Genomic DNA, 16847 nt, shown 5'->3' on the forward strand with positions numbered 1-16847 from the left:
AAAACCTAGTCTCCGACCAACCCAGGCCGCCTCACTGTGTCCAATAGACCATTGCCAGCAACGTTGATTAGTGCCGTTTGCAGCCCAGTCTCGTCCCGGTCAAGCATCATTAATTCCGCCGGGTAAAATTTGGCGATTTCGGAACACAACTGCGAGCCGATCGATCCACCCGCTCCTGTGACCAGAACGCGCTTTCCCGTGAGGTAGGAAGCAATTTCACCGACGTTGGTTTCTACTTGCGTTCGTCCGAGCAGATCTTCGATCGCGAGATCGCGCAGATCCTGCGTCCTAATTTCATCTCCAACAACGTTTTCAAGGGAACCGACTACCTTTACCTTGATTCCCAAGTCCTTTGCCCGTTGCTGAACATCACGGAATAAGGATCCGTCTGCATTAGAGATGGCGACGATCAAGATTTGGGCGCCAGTCTCTCCAACTGCTTTGTCCAAATCGTCGAGGGTTCCCAGAACGCGGACTCCACGCACACGAAGGTTCTTGGCCTGCGGATCGTCGTCAAGAAATCCCACTGGGCGGTAGGTCGAATCGGGACTAGACATCATCCAATCAACCATCATCCTGCCTACATAGCCTCCTCCATAAACCAAAGCAGCTGTGGATTGATTGCTCGGACGATTGGAGCGTTCTCGCTTGACGCGAATTATGTATCTGCCAGCGAACATAAATAGCAGTGCCAACAGCGATGCCATGAGGAAAATGCTTGCGCCAATATTCAATGGCGAATTAGACAGAGCTGGCACGAGCCACAAAACCAGTCCAATGCCTCCAACTATCAAGGCAGACGTCATTGCCTCATCTATTCCGCCTACCCGCGCGTATCGGGTGCGACCATAATGCCTGAATGTGTATCCGAGCACGAACTGCAGGAACCATGCAGCAACGATAAATCCGAAAAGCCTAGTCCAAGGTACTGCCTGTAGGTCAAACTCCAAGCGGATAATTGCGGCGATAACGAATGCAACCGCCCATGACGCGACATCTAGCCCATACATGGCCAAGTCATGTCGAACGGTGTAGTGCGCACGCTTTGAAGAATTTGGCGTTAGATTCTGGGGGACGGTTGTTTGAGTCTGAGCTGACATAATGGTTCTCTCTCCGGCTATAGCCGTTACGTGATTGTCAATTCTTAAAAAAGCTCAGCTGTCGTCGTCTTTCATTCTTGTAGGAAAACCCTGTAGGAAATACAGGGGTAATTGGCCTTTGACGCGGATAACTGGGTCTCCAACATTTACTTGTATTGCTTGCGATCACCTTGCGATAACGCTGTTACAGCTACATTGTTGCAACAGCCGAGATAACGGATCTTAAGGAAATCCGTTCCCCTCATTGCGCTGGGCACTCAAGAGCGAATAAGTAACCAGCGCACAGTCGACGGCGAACTGCACTATCAAGCCACTAATCAAGCCCCATTTAATGGGGGTTCGTGGCACATGCGAATCCACATTTTCTTCCCACTAAGAAAATTCCACTTCACATCGCATTTCTCGCCGGGGCTGCAATAGTGAAACCTCTGGCAAGAGATGAAGCGATGAACTTGTAATCCTGTCGAGAAAGAAATTTCGCATGGTCACAAATTTTGGTGGCCTATTGTCCGCCGGATGCCGGTTGGCACCTTGCAAATATCGCTTTTTGTTGCGCCGCTTCCCCCTTACCTTCGCGGCAGTAGTTTGTCGGAAATATTAGAAGATCGTTGGTTTCTATAAAAATTACCGTGTCCTTAGGGTGAATATCCAGAGAAAACTCAGAAAACTGCACTTGAGAGCGATTTGGGAGCAAAGTCCATGGTCGTTTGGGGGTAATAAAGAGACTATTAATATCCTATTTACCATTTTGAGTCCAAAATGTTTCCTTAGTAAGCAAGGTCTGCCACGCACCAAAAACCCCAATAGCCCCAACTGCCCCATCCCGCTAACGTCCGCCTCCTGTTTTTCAGATGAATCCACCGCCAATTAAGAACCAATTGAGTACCGTAAATAGAAAATTCGGACATCCCAAGGAGATGCCATGGCTTCAAGTCCGCATGCCAAACCGCAGTCTCAACGCTGGCTTTCTGGCCTGACTTTGGTACTTGTGGTGCTCTGCTTAATTTCTTGGGCAATCGCACTTTTCACGTCATTTCGCATCCTGGCTATTCCGACGAACTATCTCGTTATTTTCTGGGTCATCTACTCTGTGATCCTGGCCCTTCTCCTTTGGGCAGCTTGGAAACTTTCACGCGCAGCCAAGATTGTCTGGCGAATTCTCGCCATTGTGTTGGTTGTTGCTCTAAGTAGCTTTCACACGTACATCGGCACTGTGTCGGCCGAAAGCAGACAAGCGATTCGCAGTTTCGAATCGCCCGCCCAAACAAGCGTGGAGTTTCTCGTCGTCGCTAATTCATCTACGCCGGATTCAGCTGCGCTTCTAAAGAATGCAGGCCGCACCGTGGGAGCACTGAGTGGTGATCTCAATGAATTCACCATCGAAACCGACATCAAAGAAGCTGATTCCGAGCTAGAAAATTCAACGTTCGTACCCCATGACAATCTCAGTGAACTTGTCGCGGCTCTGCAGAACAACTCCATTGAACTTGCCACAATGCGCCGGACTGCTTTCGACGCTTTGCAGACTTCCTTGCCAGAACTCGAAGGCGCCTTTGCCATCATTGGTTCCTATTCCGCAGAAGCAAAAAACAGTGATACGGAAAATCAAGCATCTCGCAGCAACGCCACATTGGAGCCAACAACTATCTACATCAGTGGCATTGACTCCGCGGGAGATATTGACACAACAGGCAGAAGCGACGTCAATATTTTAGCGACGGTCAACCCGCAGACCCATAAAATCTTGTTGGTAAACACTCCACGTGACTATTACGTTCAACTCGATGGCACGACGGGCACCAAGGACAAGCTCACGCATGCAGGCATTTACGGGGTTGATACCGCACGACGCACAATGGAAAACCTGTACGGAATTGATATCCCCTACCATGTGAGAGTCAATTTCACGACGTTCTTGGAAATCATCGATATCATCGGCCCAATCGAAGTGTATTTGCCCAACGATGTAGGTCGGTTCGAGGCAGGCCTCCACAACTTCAATAGCGAGGAAGCCCTGGAGTTCTCCCGCGTCCGTTATGGGCTCGACGGGGGCGATCGCCAACGAGGAAGCAATCAACTAATAGTCCTCGAATCGATTCTCTGGAAAATGAGCATTTCCCGGGACCCTGCAATGCTGCAGCGCGTTACTGATCATATTTCCGGTTCATTGGAAACCAACATAAGCTCAGAACTCATCGGAAACTTTATCCAAGACCAGGCACTTTCTAGGCAGTCCTGGGAGTTTGAGCGATTTAGCGTCAATGGATCTGATGCAACAGAAACCACATACAGTATGCCCGGCCATCAGCTATATGTCATGGTCCCCGATGAAACTACTGTCGACGAAGCCCGCAGGCTAATAAACAATGTGCTCACAAATAATGATGATAGGTCAACCTAAGTCGCAAACTAAGAGTGATTGTTGCGTAAACTATAAGTAAATGGTTCGGTAGTACCAAACCAATGGCCCTGTTAACCAAAGCCCCTGCCCCGCAGAGTAATTAAGAAGCACAAGGATGGTTGCAATTATGCCCACCACGCCCGAGTCGCCCGCCGCACCGCTCCTGAACACGGTCCTCGACCAGCTCGGCGGCGAAATTGTCTCAGGTACCCTCGCGGAGGGTCGTACCTTTACTTTGCAGGACATTTCTGCCCGTTTCGGCATCTCTCGCACTGTTGCCCGCGAAGCAATGCGCGCGCTTGAGCAGCTGGGCCTCGTCTCCTCTTCGCGTCGCGTCGGTATTACGGTGTTGCCCGAAAGCTCGTGGGCTGTGTTTGACCAATCGGTAATCAGTTGGCGTCTTGCCACTGAGGAACAACGTTCCAAGCAGCTGCGCTCCCTGACGGAGTTGCGCGTTGCTATTGAGCCGATCGCCGCCTACAACGCAGCAAATAACGCCACCGAGGAGCAAGCAGACAAGATTGTCCAGCTCGCTGAGGAACTCCGTGAGCTGGGCACGCGAGACCGCGGCGCCAGCAACGAGTTCCTTGAGGCGGACAAACAGTTCCACAGCCTCATTTTCGAGGCTTCGGGCAACGAGATGATCATCGCGCTTGCCCCCTCGCTGCTTCACGCGCTCGAGGGGCGCACCCGCTACGGCCTCCAGCCGGAGCAACCCGCGCAGGAGGCGCTGGATGCCCACGAGTCGCTCGCCCAAGCCATCGCCAGCGGCAACGCTCACGAGGCAGAAGAGGCATCGCGTTCGCTGCTCGCAGAGGTCCGCGGAGCGCTCTACACATAAGAAAAGCTTTACGACGAAGCCCCTGCTGCAGATTTTCCATTCTGCAACAGGGGCTTCGTCGTCAAGCAAGTCTTTAAAGCATGCAGGACACGCAACCCTCAACTTCGGTGCCGGCCAGAGCCATCTGGCGCAGGCGAATGTAGTAGAGGGACTTGATGCCCTTGGTCCACGCGTAAATCTGGGCGCGGTTGATATCGCGGGTAGTCACGGTGTCCTTGAAGAACAAGGTCAGTGACAGGCCCTGATCAACGTACTTCGTGGCTACTGCATAGGTGTCAATGACCTTCTCATAGCCGATCTCGTACGCATCATCGAAGTACTCGAGATTGTCGTTGTCCAGGTGAGGGGCCGGGTAGTACACGCGGCCGATCTTGCCTTCCTTGCGGATCTCAATCTTGGAGGCAATCGGGTGGATCGACGAGGTCGAGTTGTTGATGTAAGAGATCGAACCAGTTGGCGGAACGGCCTGCAGGTAGCGGTTGTAGATACCATCGCGGGCCACGTCTGCCTTAAGCTGTGCCCAGTCCTCGGCGGTTGGGACGTGCGCGGTGGAGTTCTCGAACAGTGCCTTAACCTTGTCGGTCTTTGGCTGGAAGTCCTCCGGGTTGTAGCGATCGAAGAACTCACCGGTGGCGTATTCGGACAACTCGAAGTCGCGGAAGCGCTCCCCTGTTTCCACTGCGATCTTGTGCGATGCCTTGATCGCCTCATACATGATGGTTGCGAAATAAGCGTTGGTGAAGTCCAGGCCTTCTTCGGAACCGTAGTGGATGTGCTCGCGACCGAGGTAGCCGTGCAGGTTCATCTGGCCCAAGCCGATGGCGTGGGAGGCATCATTGCCTTCGCGAATCGAAGGAACCGAATCGATGGAAGTCTGATCAGCCACAGAGGTCAAGCCGCGGATAGCGGTTTCAACGGTGCGGGAGAAGTTGGTCGAGTCCATGGTCATCGCGATATTCAGCGAACCGAGGTTGCACGAGATGTCCTCGCCGACGGTGTCGTAGGTCAGGTCCTCATTGAGCACGGAAGGAGTGTTGACCTGCAGAATCTCCGAGCACAGGTTGGACATGTTGATGCGTCCGGTCTTGACTGGGTTCGCCTTGTTCGCGGTGTCCTCGAACATGATGTACGGGTAGCCGGACTCAAATTGGATCTCAGCAATGGTCTGGAAGAACTGACGTGCCTTGATCTTCGACTTGCGGATCCGTGGATCCTCGACCATTTCTTCGTACTTTTCAGTTACCGAGATGTCGGCGAAAGGCTGACCGTAGACCCGCTCCACGTCGTATGGGGAGAACAGGTACATGTCGTCGTTGCGCTTGGCCAGCTCAAAAGTGATGTCCGGGATGACAACGCCGAGCGAAAGGGTCTTGATACGGACCTTCTCATCCGCGTTCTCGCGCTTGGTGTCTAGGAAGCTCATGATGTCTGGGTGGTGCGCGTTGAGGTAGACAGCACCTGCGCCCTGACGCGCACCGAGCTGGTTTGCGTAGGAGAAGGAGTCTTCCAGAAGCTTCATCACAGGGATCACGCCGGAAGACTGGTTCTCAATGTGCTTAATCGGTGCGCCGGACTCACGAATATTCGAGAGCAAGAGCGCCACGCCGCCACCGCGCTTGGACAGCTGCAGCGAAGAGTTAATCGCGCGGCCGATGGATTCCATGTTGTCCTCGATGCGCAGCAGGAAGCAGGACACGAGCTCGCCGCGCTGCGCCTTACCAGCATTGAGGAAGGTGGGAGTTGCTGGCTGGAACCGGCCGGTCATGATCTCGTCGACAAGCGCGGAAGCAAGCTCGCGGTTGCCGCGTGCCAGGAACAGCGCGGTCATGGAGACGCGGTCCTCGAAGCGCTCAAGGTAGCGCTTTCCGTCGAAAGTCTTGAGCGTGTACGACGTGTAGTACTTGTACGCGCCCAGGAAGGACTTGAAGCGGAACTTGTAGGAGTACGCGCGCTTGAAGGTGTCTTTCACGAAATCCCAGTCGTATTGCTCGATGACCTCGGACTCGTAGTAAGCGTTGTCTACCAGGTATTTGATCTTTTCTTCCAAGTCATGGAAGTAGACGGTGTTCTGGTTGACGTGCTGCAGGAAGAACTGGTTGGCAGCTTCGTGGTCCTTATCAAACTGAATCTTGCCGTTCTCGTCGTAGATATTCAGCAGTGCGTTCAGCGCGTGGTAATCGAGCTGGTCGGACTGGTTAACCGGTTCGGCGACAGCTTTACCCAAAGTTGGGGAAGACACAGGCGAGGACCTTTCTTAATGGTGAGTTAGGTGATTTAGAGATTCAGGGCCAATGCTACGCGTTTGAGTGTGTGGCGTAGCGGGCCCGTAGTCGCGCAAGACGATCTGTAGATTCTTGCAATTGTGCCGCCTGGGCTTGCTCGACGACTGCCAGGGAGTGCGCCGCGACCGGACGCAGACCCAATTTTTCCGCCTTATCGACGAGCTCAGTGCGGACGTGGTGCACGTCTTCCGGCGTGCCCATGAGCTCGAACCTATAGAGGAAGGGAACATCGCACTTCTTCGCGATTACGTCACCGGCAACACAATAGTCAGGCCCAAAATTGGAGTTTCCAGCTGCGATCACTCCGCGGATCAGGCCGCGGTTGTGCTCGTCATTCAAAAACCTGATGACTTGCTTCGGCACTGGGCGGGAGTTCTCGTGATTCAGCGATGCCCCACCACCATAGGTTGGACACACCAACACGTAGGGCTCGTTGACTACGAGCGGTGCGTCATTGCGGTAGATCGGGATCCTGCGGGCGGGCAGGCCTAGCTTATCGACGAACCGGCGGGTGTTCTCGGTGACGGAGGAAAAGTACACGACGAGCACGTGCGACTCACTTCCCTTCCTGAAAAGAAATGTGAGATTAGGGCGAATATGTTTTTAGTACTTCTCAGTTCTTCCCAGTTCACAACAGCGCAAAGCAAATGGCCACCTAAATTTCGAAGAATCGGTGGCCGGATGTCCTTGCGGTCGTATCTGGGGAGTGAAGTTTTTAAGAAGCTTTTAAGCGGCTGCCTCTACGAGGGAGCGAATCCGCTCTGGGCGGAAACCGGACCAGTGCTGGCCGTCAACCTCAACCACTGGTGCCTGAAGGTAGCCGAGGGCGAGAACGTAATCACGGGCGGAATCGTCCAGGCTAATGTCCACAAGGTTGTACTCCAGGCCTGCCTTATCAAGAGCCTTCTTGGTCGCGGTGCACTGAACACAAGCTGGCTTGGTGTAAACGGTAATGGACATCTTTTCCCCTTCTGTTCCCACTGGAATTTTCACTTCGCAGTTGTATTTCCTGTTGTTTCCGTAGTCATTTCCACGCTTCGTGGTGACAAGATAAGACACTATACTTTGTGCCCTTTTAGCGCAACTAGCACTACATATAGTAGTTACACCGATGAAACTCCCAGGATGTCAGCTCCAAATAACCTACATGTAGTTCTCAACCTAGCCCACCTTCCAAAGCCTCGAGTTACACGAGTGGAATTAAGCTCGGTTGATAACGAAAAGTTCATATTTGATTAACCTTATAACTCCCCCGCAAAGGGGTGAACAACAAAGTGCCCCTTACCGCTCCACAAATGTGGAACAGCAAGGGGCACCTGCGTAGGGCGAAAAGCTTAGCCCTGACGAGCCTTGAAACGTGGCTCCTTCTTGTTGATCACGAAAACCTTGCCACGGCGACGCACAACCTGGGCGCCCGGCTTGTTCTTCAGCGACCGAAGCGACTTGCGAACCTTCATCGGGCGCTCCTTTCTTTTCTTAATAAGTCTAAATAAGTTTATGGACAACCAGCGGGATGCCGGTATCCGCAATGACTTCCCCGCAAGGGTTAGTCATGACACGGGCGTTAATGTTACCCGAGATGGCCCAGAGAACCAAAATCTTACTTTGAGTACTTTGCTTCGAGTTCGTGACTGACTTCTTCCAAGCTGCGCCCCATGGTCTCCGGCACCATCGCACGCACAAACCCAAGCGCAACAAGGCCAAGCACACCGAACATGACAAAGGTGGAGGTCGCCCCAAGCGCCTCGACAAGTGGAAGGAAGAACTGTGCAACGGCCCAGTTAGCCACCCAAAGAGCCAGGCCGGCCAGACCCATGCCCAACCCCCTGATCCGGGTTGGCACGATTTCCGAGATCAACAGCCAGGTTGTAGGCGACACAGCGGCCTGTTGGGAGGCAATGAATCCAGCCATTAGCGCCAAGGACAGCAGTGCCAGCCCTGTGTTTCCTTGGGCCATGCCATACACAGGTGCGAGCGCGAACAGGAAGACAATGTTGCCCGTCAGGCCGATGGAGAGCAGCTTCTTCCGCCCGATCCGGTCCACGAGCTGGAGGCCTACCCAGCAGGCAATCACGCTGACGATGCCAATGATGATAGAGGTATACACCGAGTTCTCAGTCGATAGCCCAACCTGGTTCATCATGGTTGGAGCAAAGTAGACAACCGCATTCACACCGGTGATCTGCTGGGTCACGCCCAAAAGCGCGGCAACCAACACCGCAACGCGCATCCAGCGGTTCTCCCGGAGGGTCTTCCACTGGCCTTGCTGTGCAGCACGGTCCGCTGCGTCCTTCTCGGTGATTTCGGTCAGTTCGCCAAGGTCCATCCCGGCGCGCTGAGCCGTGGAACGCGCCTCGTCGATACGCCCATTACGAGCAAGCCATACTGGAGTGTCAGGCAAAAAGTACATGCCTACGGCCAAAATAACGCCCGGGACCGCAGCTAGGCCCAGCATGAGGTGCCAATTGCCTGACGGCGCCAACACCGAGTTGACCAGGTAAGCGAGTAGCTGACCAACCACGATCATCAGGGTATTGAGCGAGACCATCCTGCCGCGCACGTTTGCCGGCACCATCTCCGAGATGTACATCGGCGCGACAATACTTACCGCGCCTACGGCGAGGCCCAGGAAGGTACGTGCGGTAGCCAGCATTTCCACCGAGTTAGAGAAAGCACACCAGATGGAGCCAATGACGAAGACGATGCCACCGATAATCAGTGTGGTGCGTCGACCAATCTTATCGGCAACGGTCGAGCCAACCAGAGCGCCGACTGCCGCGCCAACAAGCAGCATCGAGGTAACAAAGCCCTCTTGGCCTGCCGACATACCAAACTCGGGGCTAATAAATAGGAGTGCACCACTCATCACTCCGGTGTCGTAACCAAAAAGCAAACCACTAAAGGCGGCAATCGCCGCGACGGTTAGTACGTAGCGCCGGATCTCTGCCGGGGTATACGGCGAATCCGCGGGGGTAGTTGCAGAAGAAGTCATGCACACTATCTTGGTCGTTAACTACCATTACTGCCATGTCGAATAACAGCGCTACCACCCAGGAGTCCATCATAAAAGCGCTGGATGTCCAGCCCTTTATCGATTCAGAGAAAGAGATCACCAAACGGGTTGATTTTTTAGTGGATTACCTAGTATCAACGGGTTCCAAAGGGTTCGTCCTGGGAATTTCAGGCGGTCAGGATTCCTCCCTCGCCGGTAAGCTATGCCAGCTCGCGGTAGAAAAGCGACGAGAACAAGGCGGCAACGCCGTCTTTTACGCGGTGCGCTTGCCCCACGGCATCCAGGCGGATGAGGATGATGCCCAAATGGCACTCGATTTCATCCAGCCGGATAAGCGCGTCACAGTCAATATCCAGCCCGCAACCACTGCGATGGAGTCTGCCGTCGCGCAGGCCCTGAATATCGAGGAGATCGGTGATTTCAATGCCGGCAATATCAAGGCCCGCCAGCGCATGATTGCCCAATACACCATTGCAGGAGAGCTCGGCCTGCTTGTCGTGGGCACCGATCACGCAGCCGAAAACGTCACCGGCTTTTTCACCAAGCACGGCGACGGCGCAGCCGACCTACTTCCGCTCGCCGGCTTGAACAAACGCCAGGGCGCGCAGCTGCTCCAGGCCTTGGGAAGCCCCGCGGCGCTCTACGAGAAGGTCCCTACCGCCGACCTCGAGGAGGATCGCCCGGCACTGCCCGACGAGGAGGCATTGGGTATTTCATATTCGCTTATCGACGATTACCTGGAAGGCAAGCAGATCCCCGATTCTGCCCGGGAGCGCATCGAACACTTGTGGAAGGTAGGCCAACACAAGCGCCACCTTCCTCCAGGACCGGCAGAAACCTGGTGGAAAAACTAGCCCAGCAGGGAAATCGTGGCCCGGGCCGCTTTTTCCAGTTCACGCTCGTAGCCGCTGCCATGCGTTAGCGTATGCACGGCGAGCGGGTGGAGCTGATGCACAGGGATGCGCTCGCGCCAGCCCGGTTCCAATGGCGTGACAGTCTCATACCCTTCCACCAACTCCTCGAAATGGCTCACTCCGAAAAGTGAGAGCATGGCCAGGTCGGTGTGGGCGTGGCCACCGTGAGCTGATGGATCAATAAAGTGCGGGCCATCAGGACTAAACATCAAGTTACCCGACCAGAGGTCGCCGTGAATCCTGGAGACCACCGCGTCCGCGTCTTCGTTTTCAATGGCTGCGCAGGCCCTTTTCACCAGCATCAAGCCGTCGGCTGAGAGGCTGCCGTTCTTCGCTGCTGCCTCTGCAAATGGAAGTACCCTCTGGCTGGTATAGAAAGGTGCCCACCGATTCGTCGGAGTGCATTCCTGCCTAATCCGGCCGATGAAGTTCGGCCCTTCCCACCCCTCCGGAGGTGAACCGAATGCTGGGGCACCCGCTGCGTGGATCTTGGCCAGTTCCGCTCCTGCCCACCGCGCCGCTTCCGCAGTGGGCCGAGCGCGGTCTAGGCGTCTGAGCGTGAGCGTGTTCGCCTCAACGTCAAGCCGGACAACTTGCACAACTCGATCCGATGCCTCGCGGAGCCAGCGCAGACCAGCAGCTTCTGCTGCGGCTGATTGAGGACTAGAGCCCTTCTTGGTAAATGTTGCGCTTTCCATACCTTTCACACTACAGGTAATAGGTTTCGCGGTAAATACTTCTTCGCCTATTTATGGCCAGCCCTGAGGTGCCCTCCACAAAAAATACTTGCCCCTGCGATCATTCTGGTGTCCCTAACTGGTTGGACAAGCTGCTCCCCAATCTCGAAATCGAAAGTGAACGCTTACTCACTCATTTAAACAACAAACAACGGACTCAGACCCAATTGGCCGCAGCCCGTTAAGGTTCAGCAGCGATCTAGTTCTGCGTAATGCTCGCCTCGAGACGGGACTCCTAGCCCAGTCTCGCGGTGAACTCTGGGTCTTTCTCCTTATTTTCCCCTAACTAGGTTCCTCGTTGTCTGTTTGCGTCCACCCCTACCCTCAGGCATTAGGGCCACTACCTGCGTAGACACAAGAAAACCGCTGGTCATAAGTGACCAGCGGTTTTACTATTTGTGGAAGCAATTGAGCGCTGTGGGAGCTGTGGGAACAGACGACCACGGGTTCCGAAGCTCGTTTCCGCGTGGAATCAAGGGTCTCAGCGGGGCTGCGACGAGGTAGACGATGCCGACGACGCTCTGATCGGTGCGTCAGCGGAACCAAAGAAACAACCTCGAACACGGCTCACGGAAAAGGAAGTGGACGCTATGCGAACAGCCCGTGGGCGTGGCGTTAGTGTGAACGCGGTGGCTCGCCAGTTCGGGGCTCATCGGGGCACGGTATGGATGAAGACCCTATGACAGTGCAGGATCGACCTGCGCCGAGACTCATACGCGATTCTGGAACGAGCGCCCGATGCGAAGCGACGCCAAGATGGTGAACGCGACCGCGATCAGCAGGAGCGCGGCTTGGACAAGCCACGGGCTGAGGGTCAGGTCTCCGAGGTCGAGGGTGAAACCGTAGAACTCGGCAAGTACGTCTCGTACCTTCTCGTTCCCGTCTGCGAGCGTGTTCAGCGCGCTGCCCGCGAGGGGTTCGCGCAGCAGCATCGCGGCGGGAGAGAACGGCATGGAATTCAGCGCGGTGCCGATGCCGTCCGAGAGCGTGCCGATCGGGAGGTACGCGCCTGCAATGAACCCGAGCACGGTGCCGACCGTGACGCTGACCCCGGTGAACCCAGCGCGTGTTTTCACGAACGTCATGATGAACGATGACAGTGCGGAGAACACGAAAGACAACAGCAGCACATACCATCCGGCGGCGAGCATGTCCGAAACCTCGGGAGCCTGCCCTGAGACGACCGTGAGCGCGATCGTGCCGATGACAAGGATGATGGAGCTCATGATGACGGCGACGATGAATGCGGCGAGCTGATAGCCGAGGACGAGTTGGTAGCGGCGGATCGGTGAGACGCGAAACTCGGCGAAACGCCCGGTGGCACGGTCATCGACGAAGGTGCCGAGCGCCCCCAGTCCCGTGGTGAACGTCACGATCATGACCATGCCTGCGAAAACCCAGGAACTGACGAAGAACTGTACATCGCCCTCGGGGGCGGCGGGCAGTTGCTCGGTGATGCGGTCAATCTGTAGCTTGCCGAGGAAAAGCGAGTACAGCCCGAGCAGGATTGCTGCGGAAAGCAGGGAGAGTGCGACGCCCCCGATTTCGCGAAAGTAGAGGACGAGGTTGCGGCGTACGAGCGCGAGCGTGACGGTCATGCGTTCTTCCGATCCGTGGTGAGGCCGATGAACACGTCATCCATCGTCCCCTGGATGTATTGGAAGTCAGCCACGGCTTCCGTAGTCTCGGTAAGTAATTGCCGGACGGCGCGGGAATCGGGTGCGTCCGCGAGTATCGCCCCGCCCTGCTCGAACCAGCCCTGGCCTGGCAGCAGACGCTCAACCGCCGCTATAATGGCCTGACGTCCTCCGGGTGCAGCGACTAGGGAGAGGCGTGCGGTGGAGTGCTGAGCGCGCAGCTCCATCGGGGTGCCGGTGGCAAGCACCTGGCCACGGTTGATGACGAGCACCTCATCGGCGGCCTCAGTCTCGTGCATGTAGTGGGTGGTCAGAAGCACCGTAAGGCCAAGCGACGCCCGCAGATGGCTAATCGCTTCCCACACTTGTTCCCGGCTGGAAGGATCAAGCCCGGTGGTCGGCTCATCGAGCACGAGGACTCGCGGCCGATGCAACAGCGCCCGCGCGATATCGACGCGACGTTTCTCGCCACCGGAGAGCACACCGTACCGACGGTTGAGAAACCCTGAGAGGTCAACCTGGCGAACCACTTCGGTAATGCTCTCAGGTGTCACCCCGTAGAATTTCGCTCGAAGCCTAAGATTTTCGAGAGCAGTGAGCTGGGGGTCGAGCAGCGACTGTTGAAACACCACTCCGATCCGCTCACGAATCCTGTGATCTTCTGCACCCACCCGAAGCCCATCGACGGTGATCGTTCCCTCGGTGAAGTTCAGCAGCGTCGTCAAGCACGAAATCGTGGTTGTTTTTCCCGCCCCGTTGGTGCCCAGGAACGCGAACAGTGACCCTTCTGCCACGGTGAACGAAAGGTCTCTGACCGCATACACGTCCTTGAAACGCTTCGAGAGGCGGTCAACAACGATCATCCCGCTCATCTGAACAGCCCCTTCTCAGCAGTGACGTGCGCCTGTGCGATCCTTCGCAGCCCCGCCGCGAGCGTGTCCCCGAGCACGGTTCCCGTCACCATCAGCTCTGTTCTCGCCGTGCGATCCTCGATAGACGCGAGCGCCCCCAGGTCGGCAGCAGCTTCCTCATTCGCTGCCCGCGCATAAGCGTCGAGATACTCGTCATCCACAAAGAATCCGAGCCGCTCGAACGTATCCAACGTCCGAGCCACAATGATCCGCCCAACGTTGGTATCGGCATTGCTCCACCCCATGCGGACGGCCACGGCCTCGACGCGCCCCAGACTTGCTAGGGAAGGCTCCTGCCCTTCCGCGATCCCAGGGCTGACGAGCACATGCTGAGCGATGTCGAACGTCTCACCGAGCGGCAACGCAGGATCATCAAGAGCACCCAGCACCGCCTGCACCGAACTGATCGGTAACTTCCCAACGTCAACCAGCGCACGAATGAGACGTAGACGGTGCACATGCGCGTCGGAGTACTCGGTGCGAGTCTCATTGACCCGCTCCCCGCCACCAAGCAAGCCCTCGCGAATGTAGTATTTGATCGTCGGCATAGGAGTGCCAGACGCTTGCGATAGCTCAGAGATCTTCACAACTCGATAGTACCACTATCGAGAGTGGTACTGTCGAGTTGCAACTCGACACTGCTAGCCTACGAACCTTGCCCTACCTAGGTCTCCCGAAAACAAGCAAGACCTCCGTTGCTACCGAGAACCTTGGATTAACCTCACCGGCCCAGAATCGGCCTGCCATGGCCGGGGCTGCTGTGGGACGAGCGGGAGATGCGGAGTTGGCGTTCGCGTTCTGCGAGCATGCGGGCGGTCTCGCGTCTCTCTTCCTCGGCTGCACGAGTGAGCGCGATCCGCTCGACAGCCTCGTCCGGTGTGAGCGTCCGTAGCTTCTCGACTTCGCCGCGGGCTTGCCGGGCAGTGCGGGTCGCGTCCTCGACCTGCCGTACGCGGCGGGCGTTGACGTAGGCGCCGGGGTCTTCCTCACGGCTACTTCGCCGAATACACGGGCGGAGACGCTGATGCTCGACCATGGGTTCGTTTCGATCACAGCGTGGAGGGCTAGCGCGGTGGTGGCATGCTGCTGCTCGGTGTCGACCACACGGGGATCAGCATCGATGCACGGCCGGGGTGCGCTCGGCGCGAGGTCAGGCACAACGTCAGGGAATGATCCACGGCAGCTCCGCCTCCGCACGATCCGGTGTGGCGAACCGGACATAAGCAAGCTGGTGGAGTGGGTACTGAACATCACGCGGGCACGTTGGGAGGCCTACCGAGCTGGGGAGCCCGACCCTTACGACCTCCCGATTCCTCCGAACCTGAGCCGCCTGTCAGACCGGAGAGGCCGAGTAGAAAATGAACCCGATCCCGAGCAGTTGCACCAACGAAGGAGCACCGCATGACCACCACTGCTCCCTCCATCGCCACCCTAGACGCGGAGGCGGGCGACAAGCCGGTGTAACTGGCTGTTTCCTACCTGCGCGTCTCGGCTCGTAAGCATGCCGGGCGCGGCGGAACCGAGGAAGGGTTCTCTATCCCCGCCCAGCGTGAGGCGAACCACCGCAAGGCAGACGAACTCGGCGCGCGCATCGTGCGCGAGTTCGTGGACGCGGGCGACGTGAAAATTCACGAGGCACTCATAGGCGCAGGCGTTACCCTCGTTTCCGCTACCGAGTTGATTGACCAGACACCGTCGGGCATGCTCGTGCACGGCATAATGTCGAGCATCGCGGAGTTCTACAGTCGCAATCTGGCGACCGACGTTACGAAGGGGTTGACGCAGAAGGTCGCCCAGGGCGGCACTCCGATGCGCGCACCAATCGGCTACTTGAACGTCCGCCGCACCGACGACAACGGGCGCGAGAATCGCACCGTCGAAGTTGATCCCGACTGGGCACCGCTTATCACTTGAGCGTTCGAGTGCTACGCCGAAGGTGAGATCTCCTTCACCGGCCTGATCCTCGAATTGATCCCGCGGGGGTTGCTGACGGTGCCGACGCCTTAGCGGCCTTCGAAGCCGCTCGGGAAGAACACGCTCTACAAGCTCCTGACCAACCCGTACTACAAGCTCCTGACCAACCCGTACTACGCGGGTGTGATCCGCTACAAAGGTGCCCTGTACCCCGACGCGCATGACTCCATCGTGGAACCGGCACTATTCGACAAAGTGCAATCACTGTTGAAAGCGCGGAGGGCGAAGATGATCCGCCACGTCCAACACGCCCCCACCTCAAAGATCTGCTGCATTGTGGCACCTGCGGGTCGAGGATGCTGCTCGACTTCGCCACCAACCCGCGCGGCGAGACCTACACCACTTCATCTGCTCCGAGAGAGCCGGAAAGAAAACAAGTTGCACGAGGCGAGCTGTGCCAGTTGCTGTTGATGAACGTCCCGCTGCGGACTCCTACGTGAGCATCACGATCAGCGACGCCGCTTACCAACGTGTCCCGGCCGAGGTTGACGCGGCATTCGACGAGCGCAACGCAGGGAACGATCAAGAGCTGGCGGACCGCACCGCGAACCGAGCCAGGATGGAATCCGAGTCCGACAAGCTGCTCGCGGCGCACTTCGCCGACGCCATCGGCCTCGACACGCTCAAACGCCACCAAGACCGCATCCGCCTGCTGACCGACGTGGTACCGTGCCTACGCGCACTTCGGCGACGCAGACCGGCGAATCGCGAATCAAGCGTTCTACACGCGCCTCGACATCACCGACGACGAACACTCCGCCCGACCTTGGCAAAGCCGTTCGCGACGATCTTCCGCGAAGCACACGACAGCGGTTACGAAGGCAGGGAAGCGAAATGGGAACACACCACATCTTCCGATGTCGCGTGTTCCCGTAAGAAACTTTGGGTGGAGCTAAGGGGATTCGAACCCCTGACCCCCACACTGCCAGTGTGGTGCGCTACCAACTGCGCCATAGCCCCGTACTAGCAGTGTCTATACAGTGTTAATACATTGCCAAGTAACTTTGTTTACCTTACATCACTGCGCGAACCTCAAC

General features: G+C 56.6%; 17 protein-coding genes and 1 tRNA gene. 6 read left to right on the forward strand and 12 right to left on the reverse strand.

All coding sequences use genetic code 11. From position 1 onward, the window contains the following. Positions 1-5 precede the first annotated feature (5 nt). The gene (locus ACXZ66_RS11365; RefSeq protein WP_458748869.1) at positions 6-1100 is read right to left on the reverse strand and encodes a nucleoside-diphosphate sugar epimerase/dehydratase; all 1095 of its coding nucleotides are present in this window, start codon (positions 1098-1100) and stop codon (positions 6-8) included. 922 nt (positions 1101-2022) lie between these two features. Between ACXZ66_RS11365 and ACXZ66_RS11370 the strand changes: the two genes are divergently transcribed. Together ACXZ66_RS11370 and ACXZ66_RS11375 are read left to right on the forward strand one after the other, a co-directional pair. After that, on the forward strand, positions 2023-3501 hold the full coding sequence (locus tag ACXZ66_RS11370) for an LCP family glycopolymer transferase (protein WP_458748870.1): 1479 nt from the start codon (positions 2023-2025) through the stop codon (positions 3499-3501). A 127-nt stretch (positions 3502-3628) separates the two neighbouring features. Next, positions 3629-4342, forward strand: coding sequence for a FadR/GntR family transcriptional regulator (locus ACXZ66_RS11375; protein WP_458748871.1), 714 nt, complete (start codon positions 3629-3631; stop codon positions 4340-4342). 73 nt (positions 4343-4415) lie between these two features. On the opposite strand, the gene nrdE is transcribed toward ACXZ66_RS11375, so the two are convergent. From nrdE to ACXZ66_RS11400, 5 genes are all read right to left on the reverse strand, one after another. Continuing rightward, complete coding sequence (gene nrdE, locus ACXZ66_RS11380; protein WP_458748872.1) at positions 4416-6581, reverse strand: class 1b ribonucleoside-diphosphate reductase subunit alpha; 2166 nt, start codon at positions 6579-6581, stop codon at positions 4416-4418. Between the two features lie 55 nt (positions 6582-6636). Beyond that, positions 6637-7173: a class Ib ribonucleoside-diphosphate reductase assembly flavoprotein NrdI gene (nrdI, locus tag ACXZ66_RS11385; RefSeq protein WP_458748873.1), complete on the reverse strand. Its 537-nt coding sequence runs from the start codon at positions 7171-7173 to the stop codon at positions 6637-6639. Between the two features lie 177 nt (positions 7174-7350). Next, complete coding sequence (gene nrdH / locus ACXZ66_RS11390) at positions 7351-7584, reverse strand: glutaredoxin-like protein NrdH (RefSeq protein WP_458748874.1); 234 nt, start codon at positions 7582-7584, stop codon at positions 7351-7353. Positions 7585-7958: 374 nt separating this feature from the next. Then, positions 7959-8081, reverse strand: coding sequence for a type B 50S ribosomal protein L36 (ykgO, locus tag ACXZ66_RS11395; protein WP_013808454.1), 123 nt, complete (start codon positions 8079-8081; stop codon positions 7959-7961). A gap of 143 nt (positions 8082-8224) precedes the next feature. After that, positions 8225-9616 (reverse strand): sugar porter family MFS transporter, encoded by a 1392-nt coding sequence (locus ACXZ66_RS11400; RefSeq protein ID WP_458748875.1) that lies wholly within the window; start codon positions 9614-9616, stop codon positions 8225-8227. Positions 9617-9651: 35 nt separating this feature from the next. On the opposite strand from ACXZ66_RS11400, the gene nadE reads away from it, so the two are divergent. Further along, positions 9652-10491: an ammonia-dependent NAD(+) synthetase gene (gene nadE / locus ACXZ66_RS11405; protein ID WP_458748876.1), complete on the forward strand. Its 840-nt coding sequence runs from the start codon at positions 9652-9654 to the stop codon at positions 10489-10491. On the opposite strand, the gene ACXZ66_RS11410 is transcribed toward nadE, so the two are convergent. From ACXZ66_RS11410 to ACXZ66_RS11425, 4 genes are all read right to left on the reverse strand, one after another. Then, a complete protein-coding gene (locus ACXZ66_RS11410) occupies positions 10488-11249 on the reverse strand; it encodes a fructosamine kinase family protein (RefSeq protein WP_458748877.1) in 762 nt (253 codons plus the stop codon). The two genes, nadE and ACXZ66_RS11410, sit on opposite strands and share 4 nt — an antisense overlap. 749 nt (positions 11250-11998) lie before the next feature. Then, a complete protein-coding gene (locus tag ACXZ66_RS11415; RefSeq protein WP_458748879.1) occupies positions 11999-12886 on the reverse strand; it encodes an ABC transporter permease in 888 nt (295 codons plus the stop codon). Beyond that, positions 12883-13797, reverse strand: a complete 915-nt coding sequence (locus tag ACXZ66_RS11420; protein ID WP_458748880.1) for an ABC transporter ATP-binding protein — start codon at positions 13795-13797, stop codon at positions 12883-12885. Before ACXZ66_RS11420 ends, ACXZ66_RS11415 begins: the two co-directional genes overlap by 4 nt. After that, entirely contained in the window at positions 13794-14423 is a 630-nt protein-coding gene (locus ACXZ66_RS11425) for a MerR family transcriptional regulator (RefSeq protein WP_458748881.1), read from the reverse strand. Before ACXZ66_RS11425 ends, ACXZ66_RS11420 begins: the two co-directional genes overlap by 4 nt. A 68-nt stretch (positions 14424-14491) precedes the next feature. Here ACXZ66_RS11425 and ACXZ66_RS11430 point away from each other — a divergent pair, with 68 nt between their 5' ends. The 3 genes from ACXZ66_RS11430 to ACXZ66_RS11440 all read left to right on the forward strand — a co-directional run bounded on the left by ACXZ66_RS11430 (position 14492) and on the right by ACXZ66_RS11440 (position 16221). Then, positions 14492-14728 (forward strand): hypothetical protein, encoded by a 237-nt coding sequence (locus tag ACXZ66_RS11430; protein ID WP_458748883.1) that lies wholly within the window; start codon positions 14492-14494, stop codon positions 14726-14728. 701 nt (positions 14729-15429) lie between these two features. Then, positions 15430-15750, forward strand: coding sequence for a recombinase family protein (locus ACXZ66_RS11435; RefSeq protein ID WP_458748884.1), 321 nt, complete (start codon positions 15430-15432; stop codon positions 15748-15750). Positions 15751-15909: 159 nt separating this feature from the next. Then, a complete protein-coding gene (locus tag ACXZ66_RS11440; RefSeq protein ID WP_458751377.1) occupies positions 15910-16221 on the forward strand; it encodes a hypothetical protein in 312 nt (103 codons plus the stop codon). Here ACXZ66_RS11440 and ACXZ66_RS11445 read toward each other — a convergent pair. Both ACXZ66_RS11445 and ACXZ66_RS11450 read right to left on the reverse strand, forming a co-directional pair. Next, positions 16145-16447, reverse strand: a complete 303-nt coding sequence (locus ACXZ66_RS11445; RefSeq protein ID WP_458748886.1) for a hypothetical protein — start codon at positions 16445-16447, stop codon at positions 16145-16147. The genes ACXZ66_RS11440 and ACXZ66_RS11445 overlap by 77 nt on opposite strands. Before the next feature lie 250 nt (positions 16448-16697). Beyond that, a tRNA-Ala gene (locus ACXZ66_RS11450) sits at positions 16698-16770 on the reverse strand. Positions 16771-16847 lie beyond the last annotated feature (77 nt).

Source organism: Corynebacterium sp. S7, from assembly GCF_054401105.1.